At 63.9% G+C, this 14,635-nt stretch carries 18 protein-coding genes and 1 tRNA gene; 8 read left to right on the top strand and 11 right to left on the bottom strand.

The features are described 5' to 3' along the window. Positions 1-632: NAD(P)H-binding protein (locus tag EOA79_RS21260; protein WP_128293247.1), on the bottom strand; the 632-nt coding region annotated here is incomplete at its 3' end. A gap of 166 nt (positions 633-798) precedes the next feature. On the opposite strand from EOA79_RS21260, the gene EOA79_RS21255 reads away from it, so the two are divergent. Beyond that, a complete protein-coding gene (locus tag EOA79_RS21255; protein WP_066998811.1) occupies positions 799-1,209 on the top strand; it encodes a helix-turn-helix domain-containing protein in 411 nt (136 codons plus the stop codon). Between the two features lie 93 nt (positions 1,210-1,302). On the opposite strand, the gene EOA79_RS21250 is transcribed toward EOA79_RS21255, so the two are convergent. Both EOA79_RS21250 and EOA79_RS21245 read right to left on the bottom strand, forming a co-directional pair. After that, positions 1,303-2,022, bottom strand: coding sequence for a glutathione S-transferase family protein (locus EOA79_RS21250; RefSeq protein ID WP_164748349.1), 720 nt, complete (start codon positions 2,020-2,022; stop codon positions 1,303-1,305). Position 2,023: 1 nt separating this feature from the next. Continuing rightward, a complete protein-coding gene (locus tag EOA79_RS21245) occupies positions 2,024-2,329 on the bottom strand; it encodes a Rieske (2Fe-2S) protein (RefSeq protein ID WP_095826226.1) in 306 nt (101 codons plus the stop codon). Positions 2,330-2,424: 95 nt separating this feature from the next. On the opposite strand from EOA79_RS21245, the gene EOA79_RS21240 reads away from it, so the two are divergent. From EOA79_RS21240 to ilvC, 3 genes are all read left to right on the top strand, one after another. Continuing rightward, positions 2,425-2,880: a MarR family winged helix-turn-helix transcriptional regulator gene (locus EOA79_RS21240; protein WP_095826225.1), complete on the top strand. Its 456-nt coding sequence runs from the start codon at positions 2,425-2,427 to the stop codon at positions 2,878-2,880. Positions 2,881-3,008: 128 nt separating this feature from the next. Further along, positions 3,009-3,686: a TetR/AcrR family transcriptional regulator gene (locus tag EOA79_RS21235; RefSeq protein WP_164748350.1), complete on the top strand. Its 678-nt coding sequence runs from the start codon at positions 3,009-3,011 to the stop codon at positions 3,684-3,686. Between the two features lie 129 nt (positions 3,687-3,815). Further along, the gene (gene ilvC, locus EOA79_RS21230; RefSeq protein ID WP_067323290.1) at positions 3,816-4,835 is read left to right on the top strand and encodes a ketol-acid reductoisomerase; all 1,020 of its coding nucleotides are present in this window, start codon (positions 3,816-3,818) and stop codon (positions 4,833-4,835) included. Between the two features lie 55 nt (positions 4,836-4,890). On the opposite strand, the gene EOA79_RS21225 is transcribed toward ilvC, so the two are convergent. Together EOA79_RS21225 and EOA79_RS21220 are read right to left on the bottom strand one after the other, a co-directional pair. Beyond that, the gene (locus EOA79_RS21225; RefSeq protein ID WP_067323293.1) at positions 4,891-5,175 is read right to left on the bottom strand and encodes a PilZ domain-containing protein; all 285 of its coding nucleotides are present in this window, start codon (positions 5,173-5,175) and stop codon (positions 4,891-4,893) included. 164 nt (positions 5,176-5,339) lie between these two features. Next, a complete protein-coding gene (locus tag EOA79_RS21220) occupies positions 5,340-5,936 on the bottom strand; it encodes a BA14K family protein (protein ID WP_095826224.1) in 597 nt (198 codons plus the stop codon). Positions 5,937-6,098: 162 nt separating this feature from the next. Between EOA79_RS21220 and EOA79_RS21215 the strand changes: the two genes are divergently transcribed. Both EOA79_RS21215 and EOA79_RS21210 read left to right on the top strand, forming a co-directional pair. Further along, a complete protein-coding gene (locus EOA79_RS21215; protein WP_095826223.1) occupies positions 6,099-7,211 on the top strand; it encodes an endonuclease/exonuclease/phosphatase family protein in 1,113 nt (370 codons plus the stop codon). Between the two features lie 4 nt (positions 7,212-7,215). Further along, a complete protein-coding gene (locus tag EOA79_RS21210; protein WP_095826222.1) occupies positions 7,216-7,935 on the top strand; it encodes a hypothetical protein in 720 nt (239 codons plus the stop codon). 28 nt (positions 7,936-7,963) lie between these two features. Here EOA79_RS21210 and EOA79_RS21205 read toward each other — a convergent pair whose 3' ends face one another. The 3 genes from EOA79_RS21205 to EOA79_RS21195 are packed head-to-tail and all read right to left on the bottom strand — an operon-like array spanning position 7,964 to position 11,171. Beyond that, entirely contained in the window at positions 7,964-9,181 is a 1,218-nt protein-coding gene (locus EOA79_RS21205; protein WP_095826221.1) for an ABC transporter permease, read from the bottom strand. Beyond that, positions 9,178-9,882, bottom strand: a complete 705-nt coding sequence (locus EOA79_RS21200) for an ABC transporter ATP-binding protein (protein WP_095802001.1) — start codon at positions 9,880-9,882, stop codon at positions 9,178-9,180. Before EOA79_RS21200 ends, EOA79_RS21205 begins: the two co-directional genes overlap by 4 nt. A 2-nt stretch (positions 9,883-9,884) precedes the next feature. Next, positions 9,885-11,171, bottom strand: coding sequence for an efflux RND transporter periplasmic adaptor subunit (locus EOA79_RS21195; RefSeq protein ID WP_127335853.1), 1,287 nt, complete (start codon positions 11,169-11,171; stop codon positions 9,885-9,887). Between the two features lie 131 nt (positions 11,172-11,302). On the opposite strand from EOA79_RS21195, the gene EOA79_RS21190 reads away from it, so the two are divergent. Continuing rightward, positions 11,303-12,205: a PhzF family phenazine biosynthesis protein gene (locus EOA79_RS21190; protein ID WP_095826220.1), complete on the top strand. Its 903-nt coding sequence runs from the start codon at positions 11,303-11,305 to the stop codon at positions 12,203-12,205. Positions 12,206-12,310: 105 nt separating this feature from the next. After that, positions 12,311-12,386: transfer RNA gene (locus EOA79_RS21185), tRNA-Lys, on the top strand. A gap of 48 nt (positions 12,387-12,434) precedes the next feature. Here EOA79_RS21185 and EOA79_RS21180 read toward each other — a convergent pair. The 3 genes from EOA79_RS21180 to EOA79_RS21170 all read right to left on the bottom strand — a co-directional run. Next, positions 12,435-12,827, bottom strand: a complete 393-nt coding sequence (locus EOA79_RS21180; protein ID WP_127335852.1) for a hypothetical protein — start codon at positions 12,825-12,827, stop codon at positions 12,435-12,437. Between the two features lie 92 nt (positions 12,828-12,919). Beyond that, positions 12,920-13,945, bottom strand: coding sequence for a nicotinate-nucleotide--dimethylbenzimidazole phosphoribosyltransferase (gene cobT / locus EOA79_RS21175; protein ID WP_095826218.1), 1,026 nt, complete (start codon positions 13,943-13,945; stop codon positions 12,920-12,922). Positions 13,946-13,970: 25 nt separating this feature from the next. Beyond that, the coding region (locus EOA79_RS21170) for an adenosylcobinamide-GDP ribazoletransferase (protein WP_164893905.1) at positions 13,971-14,635 on the bottom strand (665 nt) is incomplete at its 5' end.

Raw genomic sequence — 14,635 nt, 5'->3', positions numbered from 1 at the left:
GTGTAGGCATGCGGGCCGGTCAGCGTGTAGACGCGGCTCTCCGTCGAGCCGGAAGCGAGGCTCGCGGCGATCGCGGCGGCCATGTCGTCGCGCGCGGCGTGCGCGATCCGACCGTCACCAGCCGACGTGTACCACTTGCCCGACGAAATGGCGTGCGGCAGCGCCATGAAAAGGTTCTCCTGGTACCAGCCGTTGCGGAAGATGGTGTAGGCAATGCCGCTCGCCTTGATGGCCTGCTCGGTGCCGTAGTGGTCGCCGGCAAACAGCACCGGCGAGACCGGCTCGGGATTGGGCATCGAGGTGTAGAGGAGGTGCGAGACGCTTGCCGCCTTGGCTGCGGCCACCGCGGCCTGATGCTGCTTGAGGCGCCGGTCGCTCTTCAGGTCGAGCTCACCGGTCGAGACGATCAGCACTCGGTCGGCGCCTTTGAACGCGCGCTCCAGCGAGGCCGGATCGTCGAAATCGGCCGGCCTGACGACAATGCCGAGGGCTGCCAGGTCGCGGAGATTTTCGGGATTGCGCGTGGTTGCGATGATATTTGCCGGCGCGACTTTCTGCGCATCGAGCAGATGGTTGATCACGGCGCGGCCGAGATGGCCGGAAGCGCCGGTGACAAGGAGAGTTTCGGTCATGGGAAGTTCCTGAAATTTGCGTCGAAGGGGTCTGAACGATGGTCTCAAAAAGAGACCAGCACTAAAATAAGAATTGACCAAGGGCCGTAAAGAAGGCAGTTTTCCGGGAGGTAGGCACAGCCGGGGAACCACCGGCGGGTCGCCGTTTCGATCAATGGATGTCGCGATGGACAGCAAGATCTTCAGTCTGAAATCGAAGCTCGAGGTCTACAAAGCCATGACCGGCGGCGGCAATTTCGCCGACTGCCCGGTCCGCGATGTGATCCAGGGCATCAGCGGCAAATGGAGCTCGCTGCTGGTCATGGCTTTGGCCGAGAAGCCGTACCGGTTCGGGGAGTTGCGCCGCCTGGTGCCCGACATTTCGCAGCGTATGCTGACGCAGACGCTCTACGACCTGCAGCGCGACGGCTATGTGCATCGCGAAGTCTTTCCGACCAAGCCGCCGAGCGTTGAATACAGCCTCACCGATCTCGGCCGCTCGATGTTCGCGCCGTTGCAGATGCTGATCCAATGGGCCGAACTCAACCACGATGCCGTTCGTGAGGCGCGCGTCGCCTTCGATGCCGCGCAGGCCTGAGCCTTTCCTTCCCCGATACAAGCGTCAAAACGTCGCTTGCGCCGGTGCCGCAGTTGCTCGCCGCCATGGTCGCGGGAACGGTGATCGATCCGTTCAGGCCGATCGGGCTTGCGGAATCGCAATGGCCTGCAGCCGGATCATCCGCGATAGATAAGATGCCTTTGCCCGCAGGAAGGCGTGCAGCCGCAGCGGATAGTCCGGACTGACAGCCTCCTTCACCGATTGCCGGTCGCTCAACGCCTTGCGCCAGGCCTGGACGAGAGGCTTACCGTCCAGGATGCCGCTAGCGCCGATCTCGTCGAACGTGTCGAAGTAGCGAAAGATCTGCCCGTAGACGGCGTCGACCAGCGAGAAGCGCTTCCCGGCGAACCACGGACCGCTCCGCCTTGCCGACAGTTCCGCCTCGACACGCTCAAACAGTTCCGACAAGCCGCTGCTTTCCTTGAGGAAGCAGGCCTCATCGGCGGCGGAATAGAAGCGCCCTATGGCGTTGAGGATGGCCGAACCGAATTCGACCCAGGAGCGGTGCCTGGCCCGCATGAGCGGATCGGCCGGGTGCAACGGATTGGCCTGCGTCTCCTCGAGGAATTCGAGAATGACGGCGGATTCGAAAATGATCTCCTCCTTGCTGCCGTTTCGAACGCAGAGCAGCGGTACCTTGCCGAGCGGCGAGATAGCCTTGAACCAGTCGGGCTTGCTGGCAAGGTCGACATTGACGCGCTCGAACGGCACGCCTTTCTCGGCGAGGGCGATTGCCGCACGCTGGACGTAGGGGCAAAGGTGATGACTGACGAGGGTGAGTTTGGCCGTCATCTTATTCTCCCCAGACATAGTTCAGCGCGCCGTCCTCGACGCGGGTCGACAGGAACATCAGGCGCGAGCCCTTCGGCGCCGGGCCTACGAGGCGCTCGCCGCTTTGCATGTCGAAGCGGGCGCCGTGCCACTGGCAGATGAAGGCGCCGTCCTTGCAGTCGAGTGGCCCGCCGAAATGCAGGCAGGCATTGGCCGCGGCACGGACACGCTCGCCGCTGCGCCAGACGTGGATCTCGCGGCCGAAGAAAGGCGCGATCAGGCTGCCCGTCTGCGGGATGTCGGCCACTTTACAGATCTCATGTTTCATCGGGAACTCCTTATCGATGCAATTGCATCTATATGAATGCATTTGCATCGACCGTCAAGCTTGATGCAATTGCATCTATCGAATAAAGTTCCTCGATGACGAGAAAATCTCCTGCGCCCGAGGCCGTCAAAGCCTGGGGCCGCCTGATGCGCGTTTCGCGCCAGCTGGTCGAAAAGACCGAGTATGCCCTGAAAGCCGGCGGCTTGCCGCCGCTCGCCTGGTACGACGTGCTGCACGAGCTTGCCGAGGCGGGCGAGGGCGGCTTGCGGCCGTTCGAGCTGATCGATCGCGTTCTGTTGGCGCAGTACAGCGTGTCGCGACTGCTGGCCCGGCTGGAAGCGGATGGCCTGCTGGAAAAGCTGCCTGTCTCGGATGACGGCCGTGGCCAGACAGTGCGCATCACGCCAAGCGGCCGGGAGATGCGCCGCCGCATCTGGGCGGTCTATGGCGCGTCCATTGCCGAGCTGATGGGCGACAAGCTTTCCGCCAAGGAGCTGGAAACGCTGGCTGCACTGCTCGGGCGGCTGCGCGAGCCACTGGCCGGCGATTAGCTCACGAGTGTTTGTGGGTACCGTCAGATTTTTTCGCCGCAGCCTCTTGCGTTGGAAACCCGAATGCGCAATAAGCCGAACCGTAACGTACGGTACGCATTATTGAGCGACCGGGAACGGGTGAAAACGTGTTGCAAGCCGCCGCCGACACCGACAGCAGCGAAACGCTCACCGAGCGGCAGCAGGCCGTTCTGGACGCAGCACTTCGCCTATTGGTCGAAGAGGGCGACAACCTGACCATGACCGCGGTGGCGCGGCGGGCAAGCTGCTCCAAGGAAACACTCTACAAATGGTTCGGCGACCGCGACGGGCTGCTGACGGCGACGGTGCAATGGCAGGCCTCGAAAGTGCGCGTGGCGCCGGTCGACCGCAAAGGCCTCGACCTCGCTTGGCTGACCGCAAGCCTCGAACGCTTCGCTGCCGACTGGCTGAGGGTGATCTCGAGCGATACGTCCATCGCGCTGAACCGTGTCGCGGTCGGCCATGCCGGCTCCGGGAAGGATGACCTTGGCGCGATCGTGCTGCAGAATGGGCGTTTCGCGCTGGCCAGGCGTCTGAAGCCCGTGCTCGAAGCGGGACGCGAGGCCGGGCTGCTCGACTTAGAGGACGCCGAGACGGCGTTCCGGACGTTTTTCGGTCTGGTCGGCCGCGACGTGCAGATGCGGCTTCTGCTCGGCGACCGGCTGCAATTGACCGAGGCGACGATCGGCGGCGATGCCGCCCGCGCGACGCAGCAGTTTCTCGCTCTTTACGGCTCAAGGACCGGGAGAGCAAACAACCGGCCGCAAGGCCCCGGAGCCGGATGATTTCAGGTCAAGTCGACCTGAAATCTGAATCCGGCTCCAAATCCAAGAGATAGAGCATGATGTCGTCCGAAAACCGCTTCACACTTTTCGGCATCATGCTCTGATCTTCAAAACGGGAAGGAAGACGAAATGCGTGTCTATTACGATCGTGACGCCGATCTCAATCTGATCAAGGGTAAGAAGGTCGCCATCATCGGCTATGGCAGCCAGGGCCGGGCGCATGCGCTCAACCTCAAGGATTCCGGCGTCAAGGAGATCGCCATCGGCCTGAAGGCCGGCTCGGCGACCGCCAACAAGGTCGAGGCCGACGGGCTGAAGGTGATGAGCGTGGCGGATGCCGCCAAGTGGGCAGACCTGATGATGATGGCAACGCCCGACGAATTGCAGGCCGACATCTACAGATCAGAGATCGCGCCGAACATCCGCGACGGCGCCGCCATCGCCTTCGCGCACGGCCTCAATGTGCATTTCGGCCTGATCGAGCCGAAGGCTTCGGTCGACGTGGTCATGATCGCGCCGAAGGGCCCCGGCCATACCGTGCGCGGCGAATATCAGAAGGGCGGCGGCGTGCCGTGCCTGGTTGCCGTCAACCAGGACGCCTCGGGCAATGCGCTCGACCTGGCGCTCTCCTATGCCTGCGGCGTCGGCGGCGGCCGTTCCGGCATCATCGAGACCAATTTCCGCGAGGAATGCGAGACCGATCTGTTCGGCGAGCAGGTGGTGCTGTGCGGCGGCCTGGTCGAGCTGATCCGCGCCGGCTTCGAGACGCTGGTGGAAGCCGGCTACGCGCCGGAGATGGCCTACTTCGAGTGTCTGCACGAGGTGAAGCTGATCGTCGACCTCATCTATGAGGGCGGCATCGCCAACATGAACTACTCGATCTCGAATACCGCCGAATGGGGCGAATATGTCTCCGGTCCGCGTATCATCACGGCCGACACCAAGGCCGAGATGAAGCGCATCCTGAAGGATATCCAGACCGGAAAATTCACCTCGGAATGGATGCAGGAATATCGCGCCGGCCTGTCGCGCTTCAAGGGCATCCGCCGCAACAACGACAGTCATCAGATCGAAGAGGTTGGCGCGAAGCTGCGCGCGATGATGCCGTGGATCGCCAAGAACAAGCTGGTCGACAAGGCGAAAAACTAATTCGGTCTATTCATGCGTGAAAGCCGGCGGAGCGATCCGCCGGCTTCTCTCACGCTCAGCCGTAATGCCAATGCGGCTTCGGCTCGGTGCCCGCGAATTCCACGCCGATGCGGTCGTCGCGGCGCCAGCGGACGATCGCCTTGTAGCCAATCCGGTCCTTCGTCACGTAAAGCAGGAATTCGTCGGGCACATGCGCCTCGATCGGCAGCTTCAGTTCGGCGCCGCCAGGATGCATGTTGCGCACCGTGCACATGACCCCGGAATTGTTGATGCCGGTCAGGATCGCCGCGCCCTTCAGCACGCGTTGCCGGCGCTTGCCTCTCAACTCGTTCTCGGTCATGGCGGAGTCGTCCTAGCGGATCGCAGCTTGGCGATCGTCATATGGGGCACCGCATCACGGATAGACGCATCTGCTAAATTTAAGGTTATCGCGTCGCCGTCGGGCGCGCCTTGCCAAAAAGAAACGGCGCCCGCCGGGCGCCGTTGAGCTTCGTGCCGAGGGGCTCAGATATAGGGCGAAATGCACTGCCGGCGCGGGCCGTTATAGGGCTGGAACGTGTTGTCCCAGGCCCGATAGGACCGGTAGCGGTCGTGGCACCATTGGACATGGGCCCTGGAAAGCCGCTCGGTCCGGTAAATGCGCCGCGGCTGATAGTAGCGCGGATAGGGATCGTAATAATAGGGATTGTAGAAATTGTTGTAGGCGAGGCTGCCGAGACCGAGGCCTAGGCCGAGCCCAAGGATGGCCGCGCCCCCGCTGTCGAAGTGGCGATGGCGATGATGGCGATGATGCCGCCAGCGCCAATTGCGATCTCCGTCCCAGTTGCGGGAGAAATGACGTGCGCGGAAGTCGCCGTCACGCCATCTAAAATCGCGGCCGCGCCAGTCACCGCCGCGCCGCCAGCGCCAGTCATACATCTGCCGCCGGTCGTTGCCGCCGGCCCAGCTGTCGCGAACGCGGATGATGGTGGATGCGGCCGTGCTGGTCACGGTCGACATATCGGGCTGCAGGACCGGGCCGGCAATCGACGGCACCGTCAGCCCAGCGGAGAGACCCAAGGCCAGAAGCCCGGATCCAAGGGAAGACAAGAGCGGTTTCATTTCACTCTCCACGAGTAAGGCCCCACGCCCAAAACGCTCGGGAATAGGCCTATTGATGGAACTTTCCATCTGAACGGAAGATGAACAGAAAGGTTCCGTCAACCATAACGGGCGTGCGTATGCTCTTGTGTTCGCCATTGCTTGCGGGCAAAGGTCTCGGCCATGTCGCTGCGCCTCGCCACCTTCAATGTCGAGAACCTGATGAACAGGTTCGACTTCTCCGGCTATCGCAACCAGCTCATCGAGGACCGAACGCTGGCGCTGTTCGACATCCAGAGCGAAGCAGAATACAGGCTGCTCGAACAGGCGCGCGCCATCGCCCAGTCCGATGACACCCGCCAGCTTACCGCGCTCGCCATAGCCGCGACACGCGCCGACGTCATCTGCATGCAGGAGGTGGACAATATCGAGGGGCTGAAGGCCTTCGAATATGGCTATCTCTTCAAGATGATCGGGCAGGGCTACCGTCAGAAATACACCACCGCCGGCAACGACTCCCGCGGCATCGACGTCGCCGTGATGATGCGCAACGAGACCGCGCAGGGGCAGCCGATCGAATTCGTGCGCATGACCAGCCATGCCTATGTCACGTTCGAGCAGTTCGGACTGTTCACGCCGGAGCTGGCGGCGTTCGGGCACCTGGCCACCGAACGCGTCTTCCGGCGCGACTGCCTGGAAATCGACATAACGGTCGGCGGCGTGCCGCTTACGCTGTACCTCGTGCATTTCAAGTCAATGGGCTCGCCGCGCAACGGTCTCGATGGCCGCGAGGCGACGATGCCACTGCGCATCGCCGAGGCGCAGGCCGTGCGCCGCATCATCGAGGACCGCTTCGGCAAGGACCATGCGGCCGACAAGCGCTGGGCAATCTGCGGCGACATGAACGATTATCGGCAGCGCGTGAAGATCGAAGGCGACAGCTTCGACGGCTATCGCTTCCAGGTCGTCGACGAAGCCCAGTCCTCGATCAACGTTCTGACCGCCGGCGGCTTTTGCGAAAATGTCGTCGAGCGGCGGCCCGAGATGGACCGCTGGAGTTTTTATCACACGCGCGGCCCGCAAGAGCGGCATTTGTGCCAATTGGACTATATCCTGCTGTCGAAGGCCTTGGCGGCGAAGAACGCCACCGCGGTTCCGGAGATCATCCGCAACGGTCAGCCTTGGCGCACCATCTTTCCGCCTGGCCAGGAAGTCGAGCGTTTTCCGCGTGCCGGGTGGGACAGGCCGAAGGCCTCCGACCATTGCCCGGTGGTGATCAACCTGGACATGGCCTGAGCCCGTGAGCTTCGACCTGCCGCGGAATGTCATTTTGCCGGTCGACGCGGTCGACGTACGGCTCGTTGCCAGCCCGCATCCGTTCGAGCGCGACAATCAGACAGCGATCGCGGAAAACTGGCGCCGCGAAATGGAGATGAAGCCGGCGCTATATGACGGCACCGTGGTGCTGCTTTCGGCGCTGAGCTATCGCGACCACCGGCTCATCGGCCGCTGCCATGCGGTGAAGTACTCGACTTTCATGCTGTGGCGCAAAAACCGGGAGCTCAGCGGCGCCGAACATGCCTATGCGCACGCCGTGCTGGTTGCCGGCGACAATGCGCTGGTGGCGATCCGGATGGGCTCGCACACGGTGAACGCCGGCCGCGTCTATTTCGCCGCCGGCTCCTTCGAGCCGATCGATTTCCGCGACGGCCTCGTCGATATCGATTTCAACATGATCCGCGAGGTGGGCGAGGAAACCGGGATCGATCTGTCGGGCGCCGCACGTGGACAGCGCTACTACGCGCTGTCGACATCGAGCGGCACGGTGATCTTCCGTCGCTTTCGGGTGGCCGAGCCTGCCGACGAGATCGCGCAGCACATAAAGACGTTCGTCGCGGCCGAGGCGGACCCGGAGATCGAAGGTCCGGTCATCATCCGCAACGCAACCGACCTGCCGGTCGGGCTGATGGGGCACATGAAGCCGCTGATCAAGTGGCATTTCGCCAACGAGCTGGTCTGACTCGTTCACGGGCCGACGACGCGGCGGTTCACTCGTGCCTTAGCGCCTCGATCGGATCGAGCCTCGCGCCGCGCAATGCCGGGAAGAAGCCGAACACCATGCCGATCAGCGCCGAAAAACTGACGGCGAGCAGGATGACCGCCGGGCTCGGCGCGAAGGGTATCGTCAGCGTCACCGAGGCCAGGCCTGCGAGCGCCAGTCCGATCAGGATGCCGATGATGCCGCCAAGCAGCGACAGCACCGTCGCCTCGACCAGGAACTGGATCAGGATGTGTTTTTCGTGCGCACCGATCGCCAGCCTGATGCCGATCTCGCGCGTGCGCTCAGTGACCGATACCAGCATGATGTTCATGATGCCGATGCCGCCGACCAGAAGGCTGACGCCGGCGACGGCACCCAGCATGCCGGTCATGGTGGTGGTGGCGCTGGCCATGGCGTCGGCGATCTGGGTCATGTCGCGGATCGAGAAATCGGCATCACGGTCCGGCGTGATGCGGCGCGTGTCGCGCAGGATGTCCTCGACGCGCGGCTGCAGTTCGGTGGTCGGCGTCCTGTCGTCGGCGGCGATGTAGATCGAGTCGATGTCGCGGTTGCCGGCGATGCGCCGCTGGTAGGCGGCCAGCGGCATCAGCACGACATTGTCCTGATCCTGGCCGAAGCCGGTGTAACCCTTCGGCTCGAGCAGGCCGATGATCCGGCAGGAGGTGCGGTTGACGCGGATCGTCTCGCCCTCCGGATCGCCGGCGCCGAAGAACTGCTGCCGCACCGTCTCGCCGATCAGGCAGACGCCGGCGCCGGCGCGCGCCTCGGAATCGCTGAAGGGGCGGCCCGACACCAGCTTCCAGTCGCGCGCGTCGAGATAGGCGCTGTCGGTGCCGGTAACGCCCGACGTCAGGCTCTCCGTGCCGAAGATGACCCGCACCTGTTTTTGCGACGCCGGTGCGATGGCGCGTGCGCCGCTGAGATGGGCAACCAGTGCTTCGAGGTCCTTGGCGGCCAGCGGTCGGGTGACCTGGTCGAGCCCGCCGGGGCCGCCAGGCCCTGCCGGACGGCCCGAGCGGACGACGAGCAGGTTGCTGCCGAGTTTCGAGATGTCGGCCTTGACCTTCTCGGTGGTGCCGGAGCCGATGGTGAGCATGGCGATGACCGCGGCGACGCCGATGACGATGCCGAGCAGGGTCAGGAACGAGCGCAGCACGTTCCGGCGGATGGAAATCAGCGAAAGGCGGACGGTTTCCCAAATCATGCTGCCTCGGCTTTCGGTGTATCTGAAGCGACGTGGCCGTCGAGGAAGCGCACCGTGCGCCCGGCATATGCCGCGACGTCGGCTTCGTGCGTCACCATAACGATGGTGAGGCCGAGTTCGGCGTTCAGCCTGGTCAGCAATTCCACTATTTCGTGCGTGCGCGCGGTGTCGAGATTTCCGGTGGGCTCGTCGGCGACGAGCAGGGTCGGTTTGGTGACGATGGCACGCGCGATCGCCACGCGCTGTTGCTGGCCGCCCGAGAGCTCGGCCGGCGTGTGATGTTCGCGCCCGACAAGTCCGACCTGGGCGAGCGCCTGCATGGCCAGCTCCCGGCGCTCGCGGGCGGAAACGCCGCGATAGATCAGCGGCAGCTCGACATTTTCCGCCGCCGTGGTGCGGGGCAGGAGATTGTAGCCTTGGAAGACGAAGCCGACATAAAGGTTGCGCAGCAGGGCGCGGCGGTTGCGGTCGAGCCGGCCTGCATCCACGCCCTTGAAGCGGTAGGTTCCGGCCGTCGGCGTGTCGAGACAGCCGATGATGTTCATCGCCGTCGACTTGCCCGAGCCGGACGGTCCCATGATGGCGACGAACTCACTTCTGCGGATGGCAAGATCGACGCCGGCAAGTGCGTGCACGCACGCTTCGCCCTCGCCATAGCTCTTCCATACACTGTCGAAGGTGATGAGCGGGGGAGCGGACACGGTCAGCTCCGTTGCTGCGAGCCGGTGATGACCTCTGCGCCTTCCTCGAGGCCGGACGTGATCTCGGTCAGTTCGCCGTCGGTCGAGCCGATCCTGACGTTGACGGCATGCGGCCGTCCGTTGTCCAGCACATAGAGCGTGCGAGAGCCGTCGATCGGTGCTTTCGTCGCCTCGCGCTGCCGGTTGGGGGGCCCCATGCGGCCGGTAAAGAGGTCGCGCAGGCTCCAGCCGCGGGCCGCCTGTTGCGCCGGGCGGTAACGGAAGGCTGTGGCCGGCACGGTGAGCACGCCCTTGGCCTGCCTGGTCACCACGGCGACCGTGGCGGTCATGCCTGGCCTGAGCAGAAGCTCGCCGTTGTCGACTTCCAGCCGTGCATTGTAAGTGACGACGCCGTCGGTGGTGACGGAGGCATAGGAGATGTCGCGGATCTCGGCGTCGAAGGGACGGTCCGGGAAAGCATCGACCGTGAAGCGGGCATGCTGGCCGGGCTTGACCTGGCCGATATCGGCCTCGTCCACCGCCGCCTGCAGCTCCATGTTCCGCAAGTCGGCAGCGATGACGAACAGCACCGGCGCCTGCAGCGAAGAAGCGACCGTCTGCCCCGGATCGACGGAGCGCGTGAGCACGATGCCGTCGATCGGCGCGTAGATGGTGCTCTTGGCAAGGTCGGTCTGCTGGGCCTTCAGATCAGCCTCAGCGATGGCGAGATTGGCCTCGGCGCTGTCGAGCGCGGCCTTGGAGCGATCGCGTGTCGCGGTCGCGGCCTCAAGCGATTGATCCGTCGCCATGCCGCGCTTGGTGAGGGCGCTCGCGCGGACCACCGCGTTCTGGTTTTCCTGCAGCGTGACCTTGGCATCTTCGACGGCGGCCGCCGCCGCCTTTGCCGAGGCGGTGGCGCGCTCGATCTGGACTTCGAGCTTGGCGGTGTCGAGCGTCGCGAGCACGTCGCCCTTCTTGACCTGCTGGTTCTCGTTGACGGCGACGGCGCGGACGATGCCGGAAAGCTCGCTGGAGATGTCGACCTGCGTCAGCGGCTGCAGCGTGCCGGTCGCCGACACCTTGACGGTCAGGTCGGCAATCGTCGCCGGCGCGGTCGTGTATTCGATCCGGGGCGGCGAGACGGCGTTCCAGCGGTAGCCGGCGATCGCGGCCGCCACGACAGCCAGCGCCAGCAGCGCGTAGAGCCGGAAGCGGCGGCGCTTGCGGCTCACGCCTTTGCGGTCGAGCCCGAGGGCCGTTTCGATGGAAGTGTCGGTTTCTGCGTTTGGCGGATTGACAAGCTGGTCCACCACGGACCCCTATAACGACAAATGATGTCCCTATCCGTGAACAAATCATGCCTTGAGGTTCGAATTTCAAATTAAATTTCCCTCATGTTGGGATCGAGCAGAAATTCGGGACGAGGCGGAAGGTTTTCCAAATGACGCGCGACTACTTGCTTTACGACGTGTTTACGACCGAGCGGCTGGCCGGGAATCCGCTGGCGGTGGTGCTCGACAGCGAGGGGCTGGATACGGCCGCCATGCAAGCGATCGCGCGCGAATTCAACCTGTCCGAGACGGTGTTCGTGCTGCCGCCCGAAAATCCCAAGCATCGCAACCGTATACGCATCTTCACGCCCGATTATGAGATGCCGTTCGCGGGCCATCCGACGGTTGGGTCGGCTATCGCGCTTGCGGAGCAGGCTGGCGAAGCGACTGGCATCTTTGTGCTGGAGGAGAACATCGGCCCCGTGCGTTGCGCGGTCAGCAAGCATGATGGCGCTACCTTCGCCGAATTCGACTTGGCGAAACTGCCTGAGCGGCTGGAACTCGCCGCCGAACCGGAAATGATCGGCGCCGCGCTTGGCCTTGGCCCGCATGAGCTCGGCTTCGAGAATCACCGCGTCTCCTTCTGGTCGGCCGGCGTGCCCTACCTCACCATTCCGGTTGCCGGCCTCGAAGCCGCCGCAAAAGTCAGGCTGGACAACCAGGCATGGTCCGAACTCGCGCCGCGCAAGAGCGAATGGGCCTTCGCCAGCCCGTACGTCTATTGCCGCGAGACGGTGCATCACGACAGCGCCTTCCATGTGCGCATGATCGTGCCGGGCAATCCCTCCTACGAAGATCCGGCGACCGGCTCCGCGGCGGCGGCCTTTGCCGGCGCCATCATGCATTTCGACGGTCCAACCGACGGGATCTCGCAGCTTTGGATCGAGCAGGGGCTGGAAATGGGGAGACCCTCGCGCATCCGGCTCGAGCTCAATGTCGACGGCGGAAAACTGGCCTCCGCGCGCATCGGAGGCCATGCGATCAAAGTGGCGGAAGGCCAGATTTTTGTGTGACACCTGCGGCAATTCGGCGATTTGTCTGGAAATGATCCGGCAGGGCTGGACATCGTTCAAACCGGCGGCTATATGCGCCGCCGACGCTGGATTTCCCGGCGGTGTGGGTGTGTAGCTCAGTTGGTAGAGCAGCTGACTCTTAATCAGCGGGTCCACAGTTCGATACTGTGCACACCCACCAAAGTCTTTCCATAAAGCGGCCAGAAAACAAGCGAGATGGGCACCAGTCCTACTGCGCTGTCTTGCTCAAGCTGGCCTTGAACTTGACCTTCATCGTGATCTGGCCGGTCACCGTAACCTGCGATCCGCCATAACCGCCGACATTGCGGTCCCGGGCATTGACGTTAGTTGTCATGCCGGTGATTTCGCAGGTGTCGGCGACAGTCTCGGCCACCATGGCGCAACTGACGGCCGCGACCTTGTAGAAAGAGTGAAGTGCGGCCTGCTGCTGGGCGGCTGCGTCCTCGTCGTCCTTGACCGGAAGGGTCATCGAAATCGACGATTGGATTCTGGCAGATCCGTCTTCGCCGGGGCGAAGCGGGCGAACATATTGATCTTGGGCAAGGGCCGGCAGTGCCATCCCAGCAAGAAACGTAACAAATATTAGGCCCTTCAAATACATCGTTCGATCTCCCGTGAAACATCTCTGTCGCACGAATCAATCAAGACGACGTTATTTCGTCATTTCAACAGCGTTGAAATTTTGAAGGAAGATTATTTTTCCGAAACGCCGGCTTCCGCGAAACTCGCCATTCTCGTATGACACTCCAGCGCCGAGCGGACGATGTTGACGGCAAGGCAGGCGCCGGAGCCTTCGCCGAGCCGCATGCCGAGGTCGAGCAGCGGCGGCAGGCCCAACGCTTCGAGCAGGCGGCGATGACCGGCTTCGGCCGAGACATGGGCGGCGACGGTGTGCGCCAGCCCGGTCGGGTGCAGCCTTGCCAGCGGCGCGACGGCGGCGGTGCAGACGAAGCCGTCGAGCAACACCGGCACGTTGTTCTTGCGCGCGGCCAGCGTGGCGCCGAAGATCGCCGCAAGCTCGCGTCCGCCAAGGGCGGCGGCGATCTTCAGCGGGTCGGAAAGCGAATCGGCATGGCGCTTGAGGCCCGCCTCTATGGCGGTGATCTTGCGGATCAATCCGGCATCATCGACGCCGGTGCCGCGGCCGGTCCATTTTTCCGCGCCGCCGCCGAAAAGAGCGGCCGAGATCGCTGCTGCCGGCGTGGTGTTGCCGATGCCCATCTCGCCGAAACAGACGAGGTCGAGATCGTTGGTCACGGCGTCGTAGCCGGCCGAGACCGCGGCGAGGAAGGTCTGCTCGTCCATCGCCGGCGCTTGCGTGAAATCGCCTGTCGGATGATCGAGATCGAGCGGGATGACGTCGAGCCTGGCGCCGGCGACGCGGGCGAGCTGGTTGATGGCAGCACCGCCGCCGGCAAAGTTCGCCACCATCTGCACCGTGACTTCCGAAGGATAGGCCGAAACGCCCTGCGCGGTGACGCCGTGATTGCCGGCAAACACGAAGACTTTGACCGCGTCGAGCTTCGGCATGTCGCGGCCCTGCCAGCGGGCCAACCAGGCGGCGATCGTTTCCAAACGGCCAAGGCTGCCCTGCGGCTTGGTCAGCGTGTCCTGGCGACGGGCAACGGCGGCGGCGGCCGTATCGCTGCCGGCGGACAGATCGAGGCAGGCGGCGCGAAGGTCTTCGAGCGATTTGAACGACGTTGTTTGAGGGGACATGAGGGTAAGGTCTCCGAAAGAAGAATCAGGAAAGGCAAGCGGAAGCGACAAGCAGCACGGCGATCTCGCCGAGCTGCTGCAGCGCTCCGATCGTATCGCCGGTCTGGCCGCCGATCTGGCTGAGGCAGAGCGCACGAAAGGCGGCAAACAGCAGGCCAAGCAGGATCACCGCGGCAATTGCGCCGCCGAGGCCGAGCGCCAACAGCGCCACGGCTCCGAGCGCGGCACCAACGACGGCGGTTTCGGCAGTGACCGAGCCCGCGTCGGCCGACAGCCCATCGGAGCGCGCCGGCGGCAGAAGATGCATGAAGGCGCCGAACAGGCCGCGCGAGGCGGCGTGCGCTGCCAAAAGCGCCAGGAAGATGTGGCCAGGGCCGGCCAGTTCCGAAAGCGCGCTCCAGCGGATGAGCAGCGAGATGCCGAGCGCCGCGGCGCCATAGGCGCCGATGCGGCTGTCGCGCATGATCTCCAGCTTCTTCTCGCACGTCCGGCCGCCGCCGAGTCCATCGGCGATATCGGAGAGCCCGTCCTCGTGCAGGCAGCCGGTGACAAGCATCGTCGCTGCAAGCGCGAGCGCCGCAGCCGGACCGGCGGCAAGGCCCAGGGCGCCAACGATGGCGTAGACAAGCGCGCCGATGACGGCGACGGCGAGACCGGCAAAGGGTGCCGCCCAGATCGCTTCGGCTAGGC

The organism is Mesorhizobium sp. M1A.F.Ca.IN.020.03.2.1 (assembly GCF_004023205.1).
GTDB lineage: Bacteria > Pseudomonadota > Alphaproteobacteria > Rhizobiales > Rhizobiaceae > Mesorhizobium.
The sequence above is the reverse complement of the archived record's forward strand: the minus strand, read 5'-3'. Positions and strand labels throughout refer to the sequence as shown.